General features: G+C 61.3%; 19 protein-coding genes and 1 pseudogene. 8 read left to right on the plus strand and 12 right to left on the minus strand.

Translation table 11 applies throughout. The features are described 5' to 3' along the window. Window positions 1-78 precede the first annotated feature (78 nt). From ACVTFQ_RS17100 to ACVTFQ_RS17110, 3 genes are read right to left on the minus strand one after another with little or no spacing between them, the layout of a single operon-like run. Window positions 79-1,272: an MFS transporter gene (locus tag ACVTFQ_RS17100; protein ID WP_111562669.1), complete on the minus strand. Its 1,194-nt coding sequence runs from the start codon at window positions 1,270-1,272 to the stop codon at window positions 79-81. Between the two features lie 59 nt (window positions 1,273-1,331). Next, complete coding sequence (locus tag ACVTFQ_RS17105) at window positions 1,332-2,114, minus strand: DeoR/GlpR family DNA-binding transcription regulator (RefSeq protein ID WP_111562670.1); 783 nt, start codon at window positions 2,112-2,114, stop codon at window positions 1,332-1,334. A gap of 36 nt (window positions 2,115-2,150) precedes the next feature. Continuing rightward, a complete protein-coding gene (locus ACVTFQ_RS17110; RefSeq protein ID WP_146618490.1) occupies window positions 2,151-2,354 on the minus strand; it encodes a hypothetical protein in 204 nt (67 codons plus the stop codon). Between ACVTFQ_RS17110 and ACVTFQ_RS17115 the strand changes: the two genes are divergently transcribed. The 3 genes from ACVTFQ_RS17115 (at window position 2,355) to ACVTFQ_RS17125 (ending at window position 4,748) form a co-directional block, all read left to right on the plus strand. Continuing rightward, window positions 2,355-3,128, plus strand: a complete 774-nt coding sequence (locus tag ACVTFQ_RS17115) for an amino acid ABC transporter substrate-binding protein (RefSeq protein ID WP_111562671.1) — start codon at window positions 2,355-2,357, stop codon at window positions 3,126-3,128. Window positions 3,129-3,309: 181 nt separating this feature from the next. Beyond that, entirely contained in the window at window positions 3,310-3,990 is a 681-nt protein-coding gene (locus ACVTFQ_RS17120) for an amino acid ABC transporter permease (RefSeq protein WP_111562672.1), read from the plus strand. Then, window positions 3,987-4,748: an amino acid ABC transporter ATP-binding protein gene (locus tag ACVTFQ_RS17125; protein WP_112436395.1), complete on the plus strand. Its 762-nt coding sequence runs from the start codon at window positions 3,987-3,989 to the stop codon at window positions 4,746-4,748. Before ACVTFQ_RS17120 ends, ACVTFQ_RS17125 begins: the two co-directional genes overlap by 4 nt. Window positions 4,749-5,128: 380 nt before the next feature. Here the strand turns inward: ACVTFQ_RS17125 and pyc are convergent, their stop codons facing one another. Both pyc and ACVTFQ_RS17135 read right to left on the minus strand, forming a co-directional pair. Continuing rightward, window positions 5,129-8,593, minus strand: coding sequence for a pyruvate carboxylase (gene pyc, locus ACVTFQ_RS17130; protein WP_112436394.1), 3,465 nt, complete (start codon window positions 8,591-8,593; stop codon window positions 5,129-5,131). Between the two features lie 131 nt (window positions 8,594-8,724). Next, window positions 8,725-9,468: a helix-turn-helix transcriptional regulator gene (locus ACVTFQ_RS17135; protein ID WP_111562675.1), complete on the minus strand. Its 744-nt coding sequence runs from the start codon at window positions 9,466-9,468 to the stop codon at window positions 8,725-8,727. Between the two features lie 328 nt (window positions 9,469-9,796). Here ACVTFQ_RS17135 and ACVTFQ_RS17140 point away from each other — a divergent pair, with 328 nt between their 5' ends. From ACVTFQ_RS17140 to ACVTFQ_RS17150, 3 genes are all read left to right on the plus strand, one after another. Continuing rightward, window positions 9,797-11,560, plus strand: a complete 1,764-nt coding sequence (locus tag ACVTFQ_RS17140) for a glucan ABC transporter ATP-binding protein/ permease (RefSeq protein ID WP_026283452.1) — start codon at window positions 9,797-9,799, stop codon at window positions 11,558-11,560. 112 nt (window positions 11,561-11,672) lie between these two features. Continuing rightward, window positions 11,673-12,026 (plus strand): VOC family protein, encoded by a 354-nt coding sequence (locus ACVTFQ_RS17145; RefSeq protein ID WP_111562676.1) that lies wholly within the window; start codon window positions 11,673-11,675, stop codon window positions 12,024-12,026. Window positions 12,027-12,196: 170 nt separating this feature from the next. Beyond that, the gene (locus ACVTFQ_RS17150) at window positions 12,197-14,083 is read left to right on the plus strand and encodes an MFS transporter (protein ID WP_111562677.1); all 1,887 of its coding nucleotides are present in this window, start codon (window positions 12,197-12,199) and stop codon (window positions 14,081-14,083) included. 52 nt (window positions 14,084-14,135) lie between these two features. Here the strand turns inward: ACVTFQ_RS17150 and ACVTFQ_RS17155 are convergent. From ACVTFQ_RS17155 to leuB, 3 genes and pseudogenes are all read right to left on the minus strand, one after another. Then, window positions 14,136-14,864: pseudogene (locus tag ACVTFQ_RS17155) on the minus strand (phosphatase PAP2 family protein); the annotation flags it as partial. 83 nt (window positions 14,865-14,947) lie between these two features. Further along, window positions 14,948-15,706 carry a phosphatase PAP2 family protein gene (locus ACVTFQ_RS17160; RefSeq protein ID WP_111562679.1) on the minus strand — a complete coding sequence of 253 codons (759 nt, stop codon included), beginning with the start codon at window positions 15,704-15,706 and terminating at the stop codon, window positions 14,948-14,950. A gap of 119 nt (window positions 15,707-15,825) precedes the next feature. Then, window positions 15,826-16,938: a 3-isopropylmalate dehydrogenase gene (leuB, locus tag ACVTFQ_RS17165; RefSeq protein ID WP_018901040.1), complete on the minus strand. Its 1,113-nt coding sequence runs from the start codon at window positions 16,936-16,938 to the stop codon at window positions 15,826-15,828. Between the two features lie 170 nt (window positions 16,939-17,108). On the opposite strand from leuB, the gene ACVTFQ_RS17170 reads away from it, so the two are divergent. Next, window positions 17,109-18,041, plus strand: a complete 933-nt coding sequence (locus ACVTFQ_RS17170) for a pyridoxal-phosphate dependent enzyme (protein ID WP_111562680.1) — start codon at window positions 17,109-17,111, stop codon at window positions 18,039-18,041. Window positions 18,042-18,055: 14 nt separating this feature from the next. Here the strand turns inward: ACVTFQ_RS17170 and ACVTFQ_RS17175 are convergent, their stop codons facing one another. From ACVTFQ_RS17175 to ACVTFQ_RS17190, 4 genes are all read right to left on the minus strand, one after another. Next, window positions 18,056-18,265 (minus strand): hypothetical protein, encoded by a 210-nt coding sequence (locus tag ACVTFQ_RS17175; protein ID WP_111562681.1) that lies wholly within the window; start codon window positions 18,263-18,265, stop codon window positions 18,056-18,058. A gap of 145 nt (window positions 18,266-18,410) precedes the next feature. Continuing rightward, window positions 18,411-19,019 (minus strand): 3-isopropylmalate dehydratase small subunit, encoded by a 609-nt coding sequence (leuD, locus tag ACVTFQ_RS17180; RefSeq protein WP_018901042.1) that lies wholly within the window; start codon window positions 19,017-19,019, stop codon window positions 18,411-18,413. Between the two features lie 127 nt (window positions 19,020-19,146). Next, window positions 19,147-19,575: a VOC family protein gene (locus ACVTFQ_RS17185; protein WP_112949480.1), complete on the minus strand. Its 429-nt coding sequence runs from the start codon at window positions 19,573-19,575 to the stop codon at window positions 19,147-19,149. A 137-nt stretch (window positions 19,576-19,712) separates the two neighbouring features. After that, a complete protein-coding gene (locus ACVTFQ_RS17190; RefSeq protein ID WP_111562683.1) occupies window positions 19,713-19,955 on the minus strand; it encodes a hypothetical protein in 243 nt (80 codons plus the stop codon). A gap of 111 nt (window positions 19,956-20,066) precedes the next feature. On the opposite strand from ACVTFQ_RS17190, the gene ACVTFQ_RS17195 reads away from it, so the two are divergent. Then, the gene (locus ACVTFQ_RS17195; RefSeq protein ID WP_111562684.1) at window positions 20,067-20,990 is read left to right on the plus strand and encodes an HpcH/HpaI aldolase/citrate lyase family protein; all 924 of its coding nucleotides are present in this window, start codon (window positions 20,067-20,069) and stop codon (window positions 20,988-20,990) included. The last annotated feature ends 11 nt before the right edge of the window (window positions 20,991-21,001 follow it).

Below are 21,001 nucleotides of genomic sequence, written 5' to 3' on the forward strand. Positions count from 1 at the left end.
TTAAATTTCGTGCCTTTCAGGTGGATCATGACCGCCCGCTTGTCAACCCGCGGCATCCATCACTTTGTTTGACGTCTGTCAGTGACCGCCACCGGAGATACCGTCGGCGTAGCGCGCCAGACTGGAAAGCGCCAGCACGACGAGGAGAAGCACCGGCAGCGCCATGAACACGACGGAGAAGCCGACATGCTCCGCCACGAAGCCGATCGCCGACGGCGCAACCAGCATGCCGGAATAGCCCATGGTGGTAACGACGGAGATACCGATACCCGCCTTCAGATGCGGAATATTGCCCGCCGCCGAGAAAGCGATCGGCACCATGTTGGAGATGCCGATGCCGCAGAAGGCGAAGCCGAGGATGGCGATCTCGGCATTCGGCGCGAAACCTGCGAGAAGCATGCCGGCGATGGCGAATAGGGTGCAGATCCTGAGCGTCATGACGCCGCCCAGGCGATCACGAACGAGGTCGCCGGCAAAGCGCATCGCCGCCATCGTCAGCGAGAAGGCCGCGAAGCCGAAGCCCGAGAGCGCAACCGAAGCACCGAGTTCCTCGCGGAGATAAAGCGCGCCCCAATCGAGCACCGCCCCCTCAGGCATCATCGAAAACAGCGCGACGAGACCGAGCAGCCAGGGCAGCGGCACCATCGGCAGGCGCGTCTTCTCTTTCTTTGTGTCGGGATGCGGCTGGTCGGCAAGGATCATGTTCCAGGCAACGGCAAGCGTGATGGCGGCAAGAGCCGTGGCGACGACGGCATGCGCGAACACGCCGAAATGCGCGATCAAAAGCCCGCCGAGGCCGGCGCCGATCAGGCCACCCAGGCTCCAGAAGGCGTGGCAGGACGACATGATCGCCCGCCGCATCGATTGCTCGACGGCAACCGCATTGGCATTCATGGCGACATCCATGGCCCCCATGAAGCCGCCGAACAGGAAGATCGCGATTGCCGCCGTCACGATATTGGGCGCCAGCGTCAGCGCCAAAAGGCCGGGCAGCAGGCAGACGGCCATAGCGAGCGACACGACCCGCGATCCATGCCGGGCGATCTGCGCGCCGGCGATCGGCATCAGCGTCAGAGAGCCGATACCAAGCACCAGGATCATCAGCCCGAGATGAAACTTGCTGAGCTCCAGCCGCTCGGCGAATTCCGGGATCTTCGGCGCCCAGGAACCAACGGTGAAGCCGTTGATCAGAAACAGCAGCGACACTGCCGTCCTGTTCTTGGTGACGTAGCCGCTTCTGACCGGAAGCGCTGTGTTGACGTGATTATCCATCTCTCTTCCCATATGCACTGGCGCCGGCACTCCTCGCCCGGCGCGTCATTGAACGATATCTATTCGGTTTCGCCGGCAACTAGCGTCTTGCAGCCAAGATCGTGGTAGCGCGCCAGCATCTGAGGATCGGCGTCGCGCTCGACCACGAGGCAGCCGCAATCGGCGGCCGAGAGCACGCCATGCGGCGCGGCCGTGCCGAACTTGTCGGAGGTCACGGCGACGAGCACCTGCCGGCTTTTGGTTGCGACGAAGCGTTTGAACTCCGCGTCTTCGAAACCGAAGACGGTGACACCGGCCGCGATATCGACACCGCAGGCGCCCAGAATGCAGAGATCCGGCGACAGCGGCTCCATGTCGCGCATCGCCTTCGCCCCCAGCGCGCCGCCCACCTGCCGATCGATCAATCCGCCGATCAGGATGACGTTGACGAGCGGCTTGTCGATCAGCGCCGCGGCAATCGACGGCGCGTTGGTCACCGCTGTCAGCGGCAGATCCATCGGCAATGCCATGGCGATCGCCAGGTTCGTGCTGCCGGCATCGAAGAACACGGTCATATCGGCTGCGATCTGCGAAACGGCGGCCGCTGCCAGCGCCTGCTTGCGGTCGCGCGCAATACCGGCGCGGTGATTGAGGCTGCCGCCGGCGGGCGAGACCGGCAGCGCGCCGCCATAGACCCGCTCGCAGAGCCCCGCCGCCGCCATCTCGCGCAGGTCGCGGCGCACCGTATCCTCGGAGACGCCGAATTCAGCCGCGAGCTCTGCAGCAAGCACGCGCCCATGCGTCTGCAGCTTGCGCGAAATGACGCTCTTGCGCTCCTGCAGCAGAAGTTCGTTCGTGTTCATGCCGGATTTAGCCTGACCAATCTCAAATCGATTGAATCATGCATAAACCGATCCAAACGTGCAAACAAGCAGCAACTGATAAATCATCGCTTCACATTGTGAAACACTGAACACCAAAACCGTGATAAATGAGAAAAATATTCGCAGTTGCCGATTTTCTTTGCAGTTTTTGACGCATCGCGGCGTCGGCTTTTCTGCGATTTTCCAGCCATCGAACACACTGGTGAATTGGACAGACACATGAACCTCCTGAAGACCCTCGCCACCGCAGCCCTGATCCAGGCCGCCGCCCTGATGCCGGCACTGGCCGGCGAAAACCTCGCCGCCATCAAGCAGGCAGGCGTGCTGAAGATCGGCACCGAAGGCACGTACGCCCCGTTCACCTTCCATGATGCCAGCGGCAAGCTGGTCGGCTTCGATGTCGAGATCGGCGAAGCGGTCGCGGCCAAGCTCGGCGTCAAGGCCGAGTTCGTCGAAGGCAAGTGGGACGGCCTGATCGCCGGCATCGACGCTAAGCGCTACGACACCGTCATCAACCAGGTCGGCATCACCGATGCGCGCAAGCAGAAGTATGACTTCTCCGAACCCTACATCGCCTCAAAGGCCGTGCTCATCGTTCGCGACGGCGACGACAGCATCAAGAGCTTCGCTGATCTCAAGGGCAAGAAGTCGGCCCAGTCGCTGACCAGCAACTTCGGCAAGCTCGCCGAGCAGTCCGGCGCCGAACTCGTCGGCACCGACGGCTTCGACCAGTCGATCCAGCTGGTTCTCACCAAGCGCGCCGACGCCACCATCAACGACAGCCTGTCCTTCCTCGACTTCAAGAAGCACAAGCCCGACGCCCCGGTAAAGATCGCCGCACAGGAAGAAAATGCCGACCACTCCGGTATCATCATCCGCAAAGGCGAACCGGAACTGCTTGAGGCCATCAACAAGGCGCTCGTCGATATCAAGGCCGACGGTACCTACAAGACGATCTCCGACAAGTATTTCGGCCAGGACGTCTCGAAGTAAGTCTGATCGACAGCGCAGATTTCCTCCCAACCCCTCCCCGCAAGGCGGAGGGGCTTTTTATTGGGCACTTTCAGACTAACTTTCCACGCACGGTGCCGCCTCTTAGCCCCTCCCCCTTGTGGGGAGGGGTTGGGGAGGGGTATTCCACGTCGAACCGATAACCCCGCGAAAGGGAACGCCCGTGCCGCACTGGCTTCAATTGATGGCGGATTCGCTCGTGCCCCTGTTGTGGGCCGGGCTGGTCTTCACCATTCCGCTGACATTGCTGTCTTTCACCTTCGGGCTCATTCTCGGCCTGATCACCGCGATCGCCCGGCTCTTCGGCGCCGCTCCCTTCGTGGCGATCGCCCGCTTCTACGTCTGGGTGATCCGCGGCACACCGCTTCTGGTGCAGCTCTTCGTCATCTTCTATGGCCTGCCCAGCATCGGTATCCTGCTCGACGCTTTCCCGGCCGCCCTGATCGGCTTCACGCTTAACATCGGCGCCTACAGCTCCGAGATCATTCGCGCCGTCATCTCCTCCGTGCCCAAGGGCCAGTGGGAGGCCGCCTATTCGATCGGCATGAGCTGGCGTCAGGCGATGAGCCGCACCATCCTGCCGCAGGCCGGTCGCGTTGCCGTTCCGCCGCTGTCGAACACCTTCATCTCGCTGGTCAAGGACACATCGCTCGCAGCCGCCATCACCGTGCCGGAGCTCTTCCAGGCCGCCCAGCGCATCGTCGCCACCACCTATGAGCCGCTGATCCTCTATATCGAGGCGGCCCTCATCTATCTCGCCCTGAGCTCGGTTCTTTCCGCCCTTCAGGTCAGGCTGGAGCGCCGCTTCGCCCGCTATGGCGGCATGCTGGAGGCAAACGCATGATTGAGCTCTCGAACATCGAAAAGCGCTTCGGCGACGCCGTCATCCTGAAGGACATCAGCATCCGCATTCCCGAAGGCAGCGTTACCGCGCTCGTCGGCCCCTCGGGCGGCGGCAAGAGCACGCTCCTGCGCTGCATCAACCTCCTGGAGATCCCGACGGCGGGCACCATCCGCCTCGGCGAGGAAACCCTGACCTTCAAGCCCGGCCAGAAGACCAGCTGGCAGGCGATCCAGAAGATCCGCCGCCAGACCGGCATGGTCTTTCAAAACTTCCAGCTCTTCCCCCACCAGACGGCGATCGAAAACGTCATGGAAAGTCTGGTGACCGTGCTCAAATGGCCGAAGGAAAAGGCCCGCAACCGCGCCATGGAGCTCTTGACCAAGGTCGGCATGGCCCACAAGGCCGATGCCTGGCCCTCGACGCTGTCGGGCGGCCAGCAGCAGCGCGTGGCGATCGCCCGCGCGCTGGCCCCTTCGCCCCGCGTCCTTCTCTGCGACGAGCCGACATCGGCGCTCGACCCGGAACTCTCCGCCGAAGTCGTCGACGTCCTCGGCCGCCTCGCCAGCGAGGGCACGACCATGGTCATGGCGACCCACGACCTGAGGCTCGCCTCGAAGATCGCCAACGACGTTGTCTTCCTGGAAGCGGGAAGCGTGGTCGAGACCGGCAGCGCGCGAAACATCTTCACCGCCCCGGAACGCGAACGCACCAAGCGCTTCATCTCGACGATCAACGCCGCGCATACCTACGATATTTGAGGGATGCTTACGAGATCACGGGGCAAAGTCAGGATTACGGCGGAGCGGATGACCGCAGCCGTAACTCATTGAAACGCCCAGTCAAAAACCCGCTCGACGTCATCCTCGGGCTCGTCCCGAGGATCTAAGCACGCCTCCCGGAATTCAACGGTCCTGGCATTCGCGACGGATCAACATGCGCCGTCGAGAACAAGGCGCCAAGTGTCCATGCACGTCGAGCAAGTGGGACCGTTGGCAGATCCTCGGGACGAGCCCGAGGATGACGGCAGAGTAAGTGGCCGCGTCCGTAACCTATTGAAACGAAAAGGTACGCCGCCAAGAACGCCACACAGCGGATGGTCCGACCGGGCGCCGCATGACACGACGCCCGTCAACATCAGTTACCCTGCGTAAGTGACCAGCAAATCCTTGGCGTCGATCTGGTCGCCGGCCTTGACGAGAACTTCGGCGATCGTGCCGTCCTTCTCGGCATGGATCGCCGTTTCCATCTTCATGGCTTCGATCGACACCAGCACGTCGCCGGCGCTGACCGTCTGGCCGGCCGAGACGAAGGCGCGGGAGATGACACCAGGCATCGGCGCGCCGACATGGGCGGCATTGCCCGGCTCCGCCTTGCGGCGGGCAGCAGCTCCGGTGGCGCCATGGGCACGATCCGGAACCTTGATGCGGCGCGGCTGGCCGTTGAGTTCGAAGAACACCGTGACCATGCCCTGGCTGTCGGTGCCGCTCATCGCCTGGTTGACGATGACGAGCGTCTTGCCCTTCTCGATATCGGCAAACAGCTCCTCGCCGTCGCCAAGACCGTAGAAGTAGGCAGGCGTCGGCAGAACCGAGACCGGGCCGTAGGTGTCGGACGCCAGCGCGAAGTCGGTGAAGACCTTCGGATACATCAGGTAGGAGGCAAACTCGAAGTCGTTGACCTCGCGCTCCAGCTTGGTCTCGATCGTCTTGCGCTCCGCATCGAGATCAGCGTCTTCAAGCAGCGAGCCCGGACGCACCGTATAGGGCGCGTCACCCTTCAGCGCCTTCTTCTGCAGGGCTGCCGGCCAGCCAGACGGCGGCTGTCCGAGATCGCCCTTAAGCATCGAGACGACGGATTCGGGGAAGGATACTTCCTTGTCTGCGCTGACGACGTCTGCGACGCTCAGATCCTGGGAGACCATCATCAGCGCCATGTCACCGACGACCTTGGAGGACGGCGTCACCTTGACGATATCGCCGAACATCTGGTTGGCGTCGGCATAGGCCTGTGCCACCTGGTGCCAACGGGTCTCGAGGCCGAGCGAGCGGGCCTGCTCCTTGAGATTGGTGAACTGGCCGCCCGGCATTTCATGCAGGTAGACTTCCGACGCCGGTCCCTTGAGATCGCTTTCGAAGGCCGCGTACTGGTGGCGCACCGCTTCCCAATAGAAGGAGATGCGGCGGATCCATTCCGGATCGAGACCCGGATCGCGCTCGGAGCCGCGCAGCGCTTCAACGATCGAGCCGAGGCAGGGCTGCGAGGTGTTGCCCGACAGCGCATCCATGGCCGCATCGACGGCATCAACACCGGCGTCGACGGCAGCCAGAACGGTCGCGGCCGCAATGCCCGACGTGTCGTGCGTGTGGAAGTGGATCGGCAGGCTGGTCGCCTCGCGCAGCGCCTTGAACAGCACCTTGGCGGCGGCCGGCTTCAACAGGCCCGCCATGTCCTTCAGAGCGATGATATGCGCGCCGGCCTTTTCGAGCTGGACGGCGAGATCGGTATAATACTTCAGATCATACTTCGGACGCGCCGAGTTCAGGATGTCGCCGGTATAGCAGATCGCCGCTTCGCAAAGCTTGTTCTCTTCGGCGACCGCATCCATCGACACGCGCATGTTCTCGACCCAGTTCAGGCAGTCAAAGACGCGGAAAAGATCGATACCGCCGGCAGCGGCTTGGCGGACGAAGTATTTGACGACGTTGTCTGGGTAGTTCTTGTAGCCAACGCCGTTGGCGCCGCGCAGCAGCATCTGCAGCAGCAGGTTCGGCGCCGCCTCGCGCACCTGAGACAGGCGCTCCCACGGATCTTCCGTCAGGAAGCGCATGGAGACGTCGAAGGTGGCGCCGCCCCAGCACTCCAGCGAGAGCAGGTTCGGCAGTGCATGCGCATAGGTGCCGGCGATGCGGGCGATGTCATAGGTGCGCATGCGGGTCGCGAGCAACGACTGATGGCCGTCGCGCATCGTCGTGTCGGTCATCAGGACGCGCTTTTCGTTGCGCATCCATTCGCCGAACTTCTTCGGACCCAGGGTGTCGAGCAGCTGCTTGGTGCCGTCCTTGATCGTCGTGCCGTTGGTATAGGGCACGACAGGCTCTGCGGCATCCGCGGTCGGACGCGGCCGATCCTTGGCTTCCGGGTGACCGTTGACAGTGACGTCGGCCAGATAGGTCAAGAGCTTCGTCGCGCGGTCCTGGCGCTTGACCTGCTGGAACAGCTCCGGCGTCGTGTCGATGAAGCGGGTGGTGTAGCTGTTATCCTTGAACTTCGGATGCGTGATGATCGCTTCCAGGAAGGTCAGGTTGGTGGCGACGCCACGGATACGGAATTCGCGGAGCGCGCGGTCCATGCGCGAGATCGCTTCCGACGGGCTCGGCGCCCAGGCCGTGACCTTGACCAAGAGCGGATCGTAATAGCGGGTGATGATGGCGCCCGAGTAGGACGTGCCGCCATCAAGACGAATGCCGAAGCCGGAGGCCGAACGATAAGCGGTGATGCGGCCGTAATCCGGGATGAAGTTGTGCTCCGGATCCTCGGTCGTGATACGGCACTGCAGGGCATGGCCGTTGAGCTTGATGTCGGCCTGTGCGGGAACGCCCGATTCCGGTGTGCCGATCGCGAAGCCGTCGAGGATATGGATCTGCGCCTTGACGATATCGATGCCGGTAACGACTTCGGTGACCGTGTGCTCGACCTGAATGCGCGGGTTGACTTCGATGAAGTAGAATTTGCCGGTATCGGCATCCATCAGATATTCGACGGTGCCGGCGCCGACATAGCCGGTGGCACCCGCGATCTTCAGCGAATAGGCGGCCAGCTCCTGGCGCTGCGCTTCACTGAGATAAGGGGCTGGCGCGCGCTCGACCACCTTCTGGTTGCGGCGCTGGATCGAGCAATCGCGCTCGAAGAGATGCACGACATTGCCATGCGTGTCGCCGAGAATCTGGCTTTCGACGTGACGGGCACGCTCGACGAGCTTTTCGAGATAGACCTCGTCCTTGCCAAAGGCGGCCATCGCCTCGCGCTTGGCTTCGGTGACTTCGCGGGCAAGGTCCTTCGGATCGCGAATGGCGCGCATGCCGCGACCGCCGCCGCCCCAAGAGGCCTTGAGCATGACGGGATAGCCGATATCCTCGGCCATCTTGGCGACGACGGCCATATCATCCGGCAGCGGATCGGTTGCCGGCACCACGGGAACGCCGACCGAGATCGCGAGATTGCGGGCCGCCACCTTGTTGCCGAGCTGGCGCATCGTGTCGCCGGTCGGGCCGACGAAGATGATGCCGGCCTTGTTGCAGGCATCGACGAATTCGGGGCTTTCCGACAACAGGCCGTAGCCCGGATGGATCGCATCCGCTCCGGAGAGCTTGGCGACGCGGATCACTTCATCGATCGACAGGTAGCTCTCGATCGGACCGAGGTCGCGCGCAAGATGCGGGCCGCGGCCGACCTGGTAACTCTCATCCGCCTTGAAGCGATGCAGCGCCAGTTTGTCTTCCTCAGCCCATATCGCGACCGTTTTTATCCCGAGTTCGTTGGCAGCGCGAAACACGCGGATGGCAATTTCGGAACGGTTGGCGACAAGGATCTTGGAAATGGGCAAATGCGGTCTCCTCACGGCATCTAAGCGGGCAATGCTGCACCCGCGAAAGGAGTCTTAACCCGCTGTCACGGAAAGTTCAATTTCCCACGACGACGCCAGATCGAATTTCTCTAAACTAGTCTGGAGAGACTCTAGGTGATGAGCCCATGGCGGAAAGCAACAGCCACGGCATGCTGCCGGTTCTTTGCCTTGAGCTTGTCCTGCAGGCCGTTCATATACCAGTCGACCGTATGGTTGGAGATCTGCAACAGCTTGCCGATCTCGACCGACGTCAGCCCCTCCGCGAGATATTGCAGGATTTCCATTTCCCTACGCGTCAGCCGTGTGTCCGCACCCGAGAGATCATCGGTCAACGAACCGTCTTCACCGCGCAGTTCGAGAATGCGCCAGAAGGCACGCTTGGCGATCGCATCGAACAGTGTCATCTCAAGCGGAGACAGATCAACATGCTTGCCGCCAATGCTCAGATAGCCGAGCACCCCGCTTCGCCCATGAATCGGAAACGCGTAGCCGTCCTTCAGGCCATAGCCCGAGGCCGCCGACATCATCTGCTCCATCCGACGGTAGTGCGGATCCTTGCGGAACGCCGCCAAGCTATCCTTCCAGCGAAACGGCTGTTGCGCGAAAGCGAGATAGCGGATCGTGGGATCGCTCAGCATGTATTTCTTGCCGACATAGACCTGCGGCCAGCCCTCGGGCCACTCCCCGGCAAGCACGGCCCCGGTCAAATCCTCGCTATGCTTCGGATACCGGAGCAGCCCATGAAACTCGAAGCCATAGGATAGGATGACGTGCTTCAGCTCATCGAGCACCGCTTCCGGTTTCCGGCACTCTTCAAGAACGACAAGTAATTGAATCAATGAATGAATATTCACTAAAATGCCCCCATCCCGTCCCAGGCTTTTAAGTGAAGCCGCTGCGACAGGACCTGCCCCGATAGCGAACGGTTATCGATGCAATTAAAATTAGAGTTCAGAATATCGTTTATGGTTGTGCCAGTTTGACGCGACAACGCAAGGGTTAAATGTCGGGCCTTTTTATTTCCCTAAGAAATTTTACCACATCTGACATCTGCTCATGAAAGCGAGCATCGGCACGACGGCGAAACTCCAACAATGAATGCCTTGTTAATCGCCAGTTCAGATAGGTTTTTGTAGCATCGCAACATCCGCTATTTCGCAGATGCACAAAGAGGAATTCGCCGTGTCGCTTTTCAAGGTCTATGCAAGAGCTTTGCGCTATCTTGGCGCCTACAAGTTCCGCGTATCCCTGGTCGTTATCGCGAACATCGTGCTCGCAGCGATCACCATCGCCGAGCCGATCCTTTTCGGCCGCATTATAGATGCAATTTCCGGCAAAGGCGAGGTCAAGCCGATCTTGTTCATGTGGGCCGGTTTCGCCGTCTTCAACACGATCGCCTTCGTCCTGGTCGCCCGCGAGGCTGACCGGCTGGCGCATGGCCGTCGCGCAACGCTTCTGACGGAAGCTTTCGGCCGCATCATCTCCATGCCGCTCTCCTGGCATCATCAGCGTGGCACGTCCAATGCCCTGCATACGCTGCTTCGCGCCTGTGAGACGCTGTTCGGCCTCTGGCTCGAATTCATGCGCAACCATCTCGCGACCGCTGTCGCCATCGCCATCCTCATCCCCACGGCGATCTCGATGGACGTTCGTCTGTCCGGCGTGCTTGTCGTGCTTGGTATCGCCTACTGGCTGATCGGCCGTCTGGTCATGAGCCGCACGAAGGATGGCCAGGCTTCGGTCGAAAACCACTACCACACGGTTTTCTCGCATGTCAGCGACTCGATCAGCAACGTCTCGGTGCTGCACAGCTACAACCGTATCGAAGCAGAAACCAAGGCGCTGCGGTCCTTTACCGAACGCCTGCTGCAGGCCCAGTACCCGGTTCTCGACTGGTGGGCGCTGGCCGGCGCGATGAACCGCATGGCTTCGACCATCGCCATGATGATCATTCTCGTCATCGGTACCGTCATGGTCCAGGCCGGCGAGCTGCGCATCGGTGACGTCATCGCCTTCATCGGCTTTGCCAACCTTCTGATCTCGCGCCTCGACCAGATGCGCCAGTTCGCCTCGCAGATCTTCGAGGCCCGTTCCAAGCTCGAGGACTTCTATGCTCTCGAAGACTCGGTCCGCGATCGCGAAGAGCCTGCCGGCAACGCCGACATCACCGACGTGAAGGGCGAAGTCGAGTTCCGCAACGTGTCGTTCCGCTTCGGCAACACGGCACAGGGCCTGCACAACGTGTCCTTCACCGCCAAGGCTGGCCAGACGGTTGCGATCGTCGGCCCGACCGGCTCGGGCAAGACCACGATGATCAACCTGCTGCAGCGCGTCTACGACCCTGACAGCGGCCAGATCCTCGTCGACGGCCACGACACGACGAAGGTGACCCGCAAGTCGCTGCGCCGCTATATCGCCACCGTGTTCCAGGACGCAGGCCTGCTCAACCGCTCGATCAGCGACAACATTCGCCTCGGCCGGGAGAACGCTTCGGATGAAGACATGCGCCGTGCGGCTGAAGCTGCTGCCGCCGCCGACTTCATCGAGACCCGCGAAGACCAGTACGACACCCATGTCGGCGAGCGCGGCAACAGGCTTTCGGGTGGCGAGCGCCAGCGTGTGGCCATCGCCCGCGCCATCCTCAAGGATGCGCCGATCCTGGTGCTGGACGAGGCGACGAGCGCGCTCGACGTCGAGACCGAGAACCGCGTGAAGGCTGCGATCGACAATCTTCGTCAGAACCGCACCACCTTCATCATCGCCCACCGTCTGTCGACGGTTCGCGAAGCCGATAAGGTTCTCTTCCTCGACAACGGCCGCGTCGTCGAAGAAGGCAGCTTCGACGAACTCAGCCAGAGCAACGGCCGCTTCGCCGCGCTGCTGCGCGCCAGCGGTATCCTGACGGACGAGGAAGTCCGCAAGGCACACACGACCGAAGCCGCCTAAGACAGGGACTTCACGAAAATGATCGAAGCCGGATGGTTCTGCCATCCGGCTTTTTTCTTGCCTGACAGGCCCGCACGTCTAGATAATCCGGAACTTGAGCCGGGAGCCCCGTATGCAGGTCAAACGAATTGTCGCCAATATCGCGACCATAGATCGGAATGCCGCCAGGTCTTTCTATCAGGACATCCTCGGCCTTGAGCTGCTGATGGATCACGGCTGGATAGCAACCTATGGCTCCGACCAGCAGATGGCGGTTCAGGTGAGCGTTGCCAGCGAAGGCGGCTCCGGAACACGCGTGCCGGGCCTGTCGATCGAAGTCGATGACGTCGATGAGGCATTTTCAGCTATGAGCGCCGCTGGTTTCGAAATCACCTATGGGCCGGCCGATGAGCCCTGGGGTGTACGACGCTTCTATGTCCGGGATCCCTTTGGCACCCTCGTGAACATCGTCTCGCATACAGGCTGAACTAGAGGCCTGCGCAAGGGGCCTTAGACTAAAGTCATAATCCCAAAGCCGCTCTCCGTAAGCGTGGTGTTTTCTGGCACACTTTCCTCGGGCGAACCGCGACCAGGGGTATGCTGTGAGGAGAGTATGGTCGCGCGCCGCATTTCACATCATTCTGTGGAGGACAGAACATGGCAAATGTCGCAAGCGTCGGGGGCGCGAAAGCCGGACCGATGACATCGGAGGAGAAGAAGGTCATCTTCGCCTCCTCGCTCGGTACCGTTTTCGAGTGGTACGATTTCTATCTCTACGGTTCGCTGGCCACCTATATCGGCGCGACCTACTTCACCCAATATCCCGAAGCCACCCGCAACATCTTCACGCTGCTGGCCTTTGCCGCCGGCTTCTTGGTTCGCCCGTTCGGCGCACTGGTCTTCGGCCGCCTCGGCGATCTAGTCGGCCGTAAATACACCTTCCTGGTGACGATCCTGATCATGGGTCTCTCGACCTTCCTGGTCGGTATCCTCCCGGGTGCAGCCACCATCGGCATCGCGGCTCCGATCATCCTGATCGCACTTCGCCTGCTGCAGGGCCTGGCGCTCGGCGGTGAATATGGCGGGGCGGCCACCTATGTGGCCGAGCACGCACCGAACGGCCGTCGCGGCTACTTCACCTCCTGGATTCAAACGACCGCTACGCTCGGCCTTTTCCTGTCGCTGATCGTCATCGTCGGCGTCCAGTTCATCATGGGCAAGGAAGCCTTCGCCGCCTGGGGCTGGCGCATTCCGTTCCTGGTCTCGGTCGTCCTTCTCGGCGTCTCCGTCTGGATTCGCGTGCGGATGAACGAATCCCCCGCCTTCCAGAAAATGAAGGCGGAAGGCAAGGGCTCCAAGGCGCCGCTGACGGAAGCATTCGGTCAGTGGAAGAACGCCAAGATCGCCCTCATCGCCCTGCTCGGCGCCACCATGGGCCAGGCGGTCGTCTGGTACGGCGGTCAGTTCTACTCGCTGTTCTTCCTGCAGAACGTTCTGAAGGTCGACCTGCAGGCAGCCAATATCATGGTCGCCGTGGCCCTCATCCTTGCGACACCGTTCTTCGTGATCTTCGGCGGCCTGTCGGACAGGATCGGCCGCAAGCCGATCATCATGGCTGGCCTGTTGATTGCGGCAGTCACCTACAATCCGCTGTTCAAGGCCCTGACCTGGACCGCCAACCCGGCGCTCGCCGAAGCCCAGGCATCTGTCCGGGCAACGGTGACGGCCGATCCGACGGACTGCAAGTTCCAGTTCAACCCGACAGGCACATCGAAGTTCACCAGCTCCTGCGACGTGGCGACAGCCTTCCTGACCAAGAACTCGGTGCCTTATGATGTCGTCCCCGGCCCTGCCGGCCAGCCGGCAACGGTAAAGATCGGCGACGAAACCATCACCAGCTTCGACGCAGTCGCAGCCGGCGACAAGGCCAAGGGCCTGACGGCGGCCTTCGAGAAGAGCGTCAACATCGCGCTCCACGATGGTGGCTACCCGCTGAACCGCGGCGCCATCAAGGTGCCGGACGCGAAGCTCGATGCCTTCATCGCCGCCAATCCAGAACTTGCGCTTAACGCCGATGCAGTCCGCTCTGGCACCAAGGAGACGATGCCGGCTGACAAGCTGGTGGCAGCAAAGCTGCTGACGGCGGATGAAGCCAACGGCGTCACCGACATGGCGGTCTATAACATCGCCGGCGGCGGAACCTTCGCCATGGCGGCCGATCCCGCCCGCGTCAACTGGATCGGCACGATCGCCATCCTGTTCGTGCTGGTTCTCTATGTAACGATGGTCTACGGCCCGATCGCCGCATTGCTGGTCGAACTCTTCCCGACCCGCATCCGCTACACCGGCATGTCGCTGCCCTATCACATCGGCAACGGCTGGTTCGGCGGCCTGCTGCCGGCAACGGCCTTCGCGATGAGTGCCGCCACCGGCGATATCTACTTCGGTCTCTGGTACCCGATTATCTTCGCCGCGATCACGCTTGTGATCGGCCTGATTTTCCTGCCGGAAACCAAGAACCGCGATATCCACGCAATGGATTGATCTTTCCCGAGAAGACAGACCACGCCCGGCGCTCCAAAGGCGCCGGGTTTTCTATTGCCGGAAACAGCCGCTTGGGCTGCGGCCAGCCGCCGACGCCTGGGCGAAACAGAAGATTGTGGCGCGCATAGACGATGGCAATCATCAGCGAAAACCACCCACCGAGCGCCAGACCGGCAATCACATCGCTTGGATAATGTGCACTCACCATGACCCGCGTCATGCCGAACCAAAGCGCGCAAGCCACGAAAGCAATGCGATGGCGCGGAAAGAGCAGGGCGAAGGCAGCGAAGAAGGCGCCGATCGTCGTTGCGTGGCCTGATGGGAAGCTTTCGAAGGAATGGCCGGAGAAGGATGAAAACGAGAAGATGCCGTAGTCCTGGAAATGCTCCGGCCGGGCCCGCCCGATCAGCCGCTTCAGGAGATTGGCAACCAGTCCCGACAGCGCGATCGAGGTCAGGAGATAGCAGCCGATCCAGCTGACCCTGAGCGCCTGCAGGCGATGGCGGACGCTGGTGGCGGTGCGCGACGACGCCCAACCCTGGAACAAAAGGAAGGCGCTGACGATGATGATCCAGTCGGACTTGCCGAAATCGGTCAACATCAGGCCGATCCTGCGAATGGTTGGCGGCACGTGATCGCCGCCGACAGGACCATCGAACAACAGGAGCGAGAGGATCACGGCGTTGACGGTGACGAACAGACAGGATTGCCAACGCAGGTGCGGCATGCCGTGACGACAGCGAAGCCTGCGTTTCTCAAGCGAAGAGAGAAAGGATTTCATGTCTGTCGGCGGTCCTGGTCAGGGGTTGTCGATCAACGACCGAGACCTAGCAGAGGCAGACTACAGAATTTTTACGAAGACGATTAGAGGAGCCGGCTGAGCCGCGGTATCGGCCACCCGCCATCGCGCCCGATCGAGAACACCAGACCGAAGCGTGCAAACAGCACCGATGTGGCAAAAGCGATCCACGCGCCAAGCGCCAGCCCCGCCGTAACGTCGCTCGGATAGTGCACGCCGATGATGATACGGGTGGCGCCCAGCCAAAGCCCGATGGCCACAAAGCCGAGGCGAAAACGGGGAAAGAGCAGCGCCAGCGCCATGAACAGCGCCCCGATATTCGCCGAATGCCCGGAGGGAAAACTCTGGTGCAGGAAATCCATGTTGAACGGCGCGAAACTGAAGATACCCTCCTGATCGTAGATCAACGGTCGGGCGCGGCCGATCGCGAACTTCAAGAAGTTGGCAATGATGGCGGTAAGCACGACGGAGAGTGCGACATAGGCCGCCATCTGGCCGAAATAGACCATGCGAAACCGCCTGCGCACCTTCCATAGCCGACGCCGCACCAGATAGGCGGTCGCAACAATGGTTGTCAGCCCGGCGAGAATCCATGCAAGCCTGCCGATATCGGTAATATCACCGGCAAGGGTGACCAGCGGCTGCGCCAGTTCCTTGGCCGCAATACCGAGCGGGCGATCAAACACGAAGAAGGCGATGGCAATGGCATTGATCGCGGAGAAAGCAAACCCCTTCCAGGGAACCCGGCGATGGATCGTACGGCGCGCCTGGTAGCGCTTCTTCAGATAGCCCCAGAAACCCGGCCTTCGATCGCTCTCGCTCATTCTACTACCGCTCTTTTCTCAATGCAGGAGGGAGATAGGGGCGGCGATAGGCACCTTCAATGCAAAGACCCTCCGCATCGTGAGATGCGAAGGGTCTGAAAGATGTTTCACGTGAAATATCAGGCAGAAAGCGCCTTGAACTCGGAAAGGATCGCCTCGCCCATCTCTACCGTGCCGACCTTCTTGGCGCCATCGGCCATGATATCGGCGGTGCGGATGCCCTGGTCGAGCACGTTGGCGATCGCCTTTTCGAGATTGTCGGCTTCCTTGACCATGGCGAAGGAGTAGCGCAGGCACATGGCAAACGAGGCGATCATCGCGATCGGGTTGGCAATGCCCTTGCCGGCGATGTCAGGCGCCGAACCATGCACCGGCTCGTAGAGCGCCTTGCGCTTGCCGGTCTTGCCATCAGGCGCGCCAAGCGAAGCCGACGGCAGCATGCCGAGCGAGCCCGTCAGCATGGCGGCAACGTCGGATAGCATGTCTCCAAACAGGTTGTCGGTGACGATGACGTCGAACTGCTTCGGCGCACGCACCAGCTGCATGCCGCCGGCATCCGCCAGCATGTGCTCGAGCTTGACGTCCGAATACTTGTCCTTGTGGGTCGCGGTCACGACCTGGTTCCACAACACGCCCGACTTCATGACGTTGCGCTTTTCCATGGAGCAGACGCGGTTCTGGCGCGTACGGGCCATTTCGAAGGCCACGGCCGAGATGCGCTCGATCTCGTAGGTGTCGTAGACCTGCGTATCGATGGCGCGCTTCTGGCCATTGCCGAGATCGGTAATCGTCTTCGGCTCGCCGAAATAGACGCCGCCGGTCAGTTCGCGGATGATCAGGATATCGAGGCCTTCGACCAGCTCCGGCTTCAGCGAGGAAGCGGCAGCGAGCGCCGGGTAGCAGATGGCAGGACGCAGGTTGGCGAACAGCTCGAGATCCTTGCGCAGGCGTAGCAGGCCGGCTTCGGGACGTACTTCATAGGGAACGTCGTCCCACTTTGGGCCGCCGACGGCGCCGAAGAGAACCGCGTCGGCCGAAAGCGCCTTCTGCATGTCAGCTTCGGAGATCGCCGCGCCATGCGCGTCGTAAGCACAACCGCCGACCAGGCCTTCGTCGGTGGTGAAACCAGCCGACATCTCTTCGTTCATGAAGGCAATGATCTTGCGGACCTCACCCATAGCCTCGGGACCGATGCCGTCACCCGGCAGCAGGAAAAGATTGCGCGTCGTCATGGAAACCTCCGGGAAAAACAAGTTGCGGCTTATTATCCCTCGACAGAAGGCATTTCAAGCGATGAAGAGGCCGTTTCGGTACGGTTGGCGCCAGAGTTGAACGATCAGTTGACCCCGTAATTTGCCTGAGCAACAAGAAGGGCATCGTGACCATGATCCGGAAAACGCCCATGCCCGCCGCACCGCTCCATCTCGACACCCCGCTCTTTCTGACATCCGCCGACTATAGCGCCGCAAACCGGCCGCTCTGGCTGAAGCTGGACGCGCTACAGCCGGCCGGAAGTTTCAAGCTGCGTGGCGTTGGCAGGCTCTGTCAGCACGAGGTGGAAAATGGCGCGAAAGAAATCTTCTGCGCCTCCGGCGGCAATGCCGGCATCGCCGCGGCCTATGCCGGCCGCGCGCTTGGCATACCCGTCACCATCGTCGTGCCCGAAACCACCTCGGAGGAAGTCCGGCGCTCGATCACAGCGACCGGCGCCGCCGTCCTCGTCCATGGTTCGGTCTTCGACGAAGCCAACGCCCATGCAGTCAATCTCGCCGAAGAGCGCAAGGCTGCCTATGTGCACCCCTTCGACCATCCGCTGCTCTGGGAAGGCCACGGCACGCTGATTGACGAAGTGGTGGCCAAGGGCGCCGAGTTTGATTGCGTGATTGCCAGTGTCGGCGGCGGCGGCCTGCTCGCCGGCATCGTCGCCGGCCTGAAGCGCAACGGCCTCGACAATGTGCCCGTCATCGCCGTCGAGACCGAAGGGGCCGCATCCTTTAACGCCAGCCTGAAAGCCAGCGAACGCATCACCCTGCCCGCCATCACCTCGATCGCCACCTCGCTCGGTGCCCGCCAGGTCGCCCAGCATGTCTTCGACCTTCCCAAGCATCATCCGATCGAGAGCGTGACGGTGACCGACGCCGAAGCCGTCGCCGCCTGCCTGAAATTCGCCGACGCCTATCGCATCCTCGTCGAACCCGCCTGCGGCGCCGCCCTTGCCGTCGCCGACACCCACCCCGACCTCCTCGCCCGCTTCAAGAACCCGCTGATCGAAGTCTGCGGCGGCATCGGCGTGTCGCTGGAAAAGCTCAAGATGTGGAGAGAGCGGCTGCTCTGAAGCAACCGAGCCGATCAGGCGTCGCCGTCGATGGCTTTATGTTGCACCAAGGGGTGTCCATACCGACGCTCCGCGGCATCAACAATTGCCCGGGCTTTCCGAAGCACATCATCGAGATCGGTGCTCTCACCGCGATCGAGCTCGGCAAGCCCCTGAGCGATGTCGTCGGACGCATCCACGAGCTCGGTCGGCGATGACACCTGTGATTTCTCTTGGTCCGACATGCCAGGCTAATCCCGCAATTGATCAAGAGGCAATGTAACCCAGCCTATTGCGGCGTCAAAGCACTGCAACAACGCCACCGTGCGGCCAAAGAAAAAGCCGGTGGGACGGACCCACCGGCTTGATCATGCAATCTTGTCGAAGCGCTTAGGCGGCCCAGGGATGGGAAGCGGCGTTGGCCTTTTCGAACTGGTCGATTTCCTTGCCCTTTTCCATCGTCAGGCCGATGTCGTCGAGACCATTCAGCATGCAGTGACGCTTGAAGGCATCGAGATCGAACTTGATGGAGCCGCCGTCGGGGCCGGTGATTTCCATGTTTTCCAGGTCGACCGTCAGGATGGCGTTGGAGCCGCGCGAGGCGTCGTCCAAGAGCTTTTCCAGATTTTCCGGGCTGACCTTGATCGGCAGAATGCCGTTCTTGAAACAGTTGTTGTAGAAAATGTCGGCGAAGCTGGTGGAGATCACGCAGCGGATGCCGAAATCGAGCAGCGCCCACGGCGCATGCTCGCGCGAAGAGCCGCAGCCGAAATTGTCGCCGGCGACGAGGATCTTGGCGTTCTGGTAGGCCGGCTTGTTGAGGACGAAATCCTCGTTCGGCGTGCCGTCTTCATTGTAGCGGGCTTCCGCGAAAAGACCCTTGCCGAGGCCGGTGCGCTTGATCGTCTTCAGGTAATCCTTCGGGATGATCATGTCGGTGTCGATGTTGACAACCGGCAGAGGGGCGGCGACGCCCGTCAGCTTGGTGAATTTTTCCATGGCCTGGCCTCCAGTTCGGCAGAGATAGTGTGTTGATCAGCGTTTAGTCCAGTTTCCCGGCAAAATGAAGGGGAATCTGCAGCCCCGGCCAGCGCCCCGAAGAATCGGCCGGCCGGGCGCGACTGATCTAGCCGGCCTTGGCGGGCTCGTTCATCGCCCAGGAGACGCCGAAGGGATCGCGCAGCTGACCATAGCGATCGCCCCAGAACATGCGCTCGACAGGCATGACCACCTCAACCCCGGCCTTCACCGCGCGATCCCACCACAGATCGATATCGTCGACGACGAGCTGAAGCGAGAAGCCCTGATGTGGCCGGAACGGATGACCGTGTTCGGGATAGGCGTCGCTCAGCATCAGCGAGCTGCCGTTGATGTAGAGATGCACATGCATCGTGCGCCCCTTTTCATCGGGCGGCACGACGAATGCCTGCTCGGCACCGAAAGCATTTTCGTAGAATTCCGCAGCCTTCAGCGCGCCATCGACGGTGATGTAGGGGAGCAGCCCGTTCTTGACCAACGGCATGGCCATCTGGCCGGTTTGCGTTTCGCTTTCCATGCAGTCCTCCATTGATGCCTGGGCGTGATGCTTGTGCAGCCACAAGCCTTGCCGCATCTAGGACGCGCGAGCAAAACGCCAGCCGACAGACTGTATGAAATAAATTCGGGACGCCAGAAGCGATCAGATAGGGACGATCAGAGATCGATGATCGTGCCGCGACCGTCGTTCCAGATGCGCATGGGTTGACCATCGCGCGTCTTGGACTTCGCCCTTGCGCAGACCGGAGCCGCCTTCATCTTCAACGAAAGCGCGCGACCGACCATCAGCACCGTCAGAATTGCGCCAACGGCGAGCGTCACCGAAAAGGTGAAGAGCGCCAACGCTGCGAATGCGGTGATGCCTGCAAGCAAAAGGAAGACGGAACGAATATTCTGCATGGTTTAAAACCTTTCTAGGAAAGGAATGTGGTCCTTCGTCTTGTCTTCTGCAAGATAAGCATGGCTTTTTGTTGTCTTGCCATCAGTCACAAAGCTTGACACACATTCGTGATGAGCCAGTCTCCCCTCACCCGTTCGATGAACCTGCGCCGCTCGGTGCTGAGCGTTCCCGCGATCAACCCTCGCGCACTCGAAAAGACCCATCAGCTCGATTGCGATGCGGTGATCTTCGACCTCGAGGATTCCGTGGCACCCGAGAAGAAAGCCGAAGCGCGCGATAACCTGGCCGCCTTCTTCCGGGGCAAACCGCTCGAGGGCAAGGAACGCATCATCCGCATCAACGGCCTCGACACCAACTGGGGCCGCGCCGACATGGAGCTCGTGAGCGCGCTGGAGCCGGATGCCGTTCTGCTGCCGAAGGTCAACGAACCGCAGGACGTGATGTCGGTCAGCGATCTTCTCGCGGATGGCGATGCGCCGGACGAACTGCGGATCTGGGCGATGATAGAGACACCGCGCGGCATCCTCAATGCCGCGGTGATCGCCGAGGCCGGCCGAACGGCGGGCTCAAGGCTCGATTGCTTCGTCGTCGGCCTCAACGACCTCAGAAAGGAAACCGGCGTGCTACCGCAGCCCGGCCGGCAATATCTTGTGCCCTGGTTGATGCAGGTGATCCTCGCCGTGCGCGCTTACGGCCTCTGCGCCATCGACAGCGTCTTCAACGATTTCAAGGATATCGATGGCTTCGACACCGAATGCGCCGAGGCACGCGCCATGGGCTTCGATGGCAAGATGCTGATCCACCCCACGCAGATCGAACCCGCCAACCGGCATTTCGGCCCGGACGCATCCGCCATCGCCGAAGCTGAGGCGATCATGAAAGCCTTCGCCGACCCCGCCACGGATGGCCTCAACGTCATCAATGTCGACGGACGCATGATCGAGCGGCTGCATCTTGTCCAGGCGGAAACTCTGGTTCATAAAGCCCGCCTGATTGCAGAACGCCAGAAGGCAAAAGGCCAGACGGCAAACTGAAAGACGATGTA

This window comes from Rhizobium sp. O111, assembly GCF_055616315.1.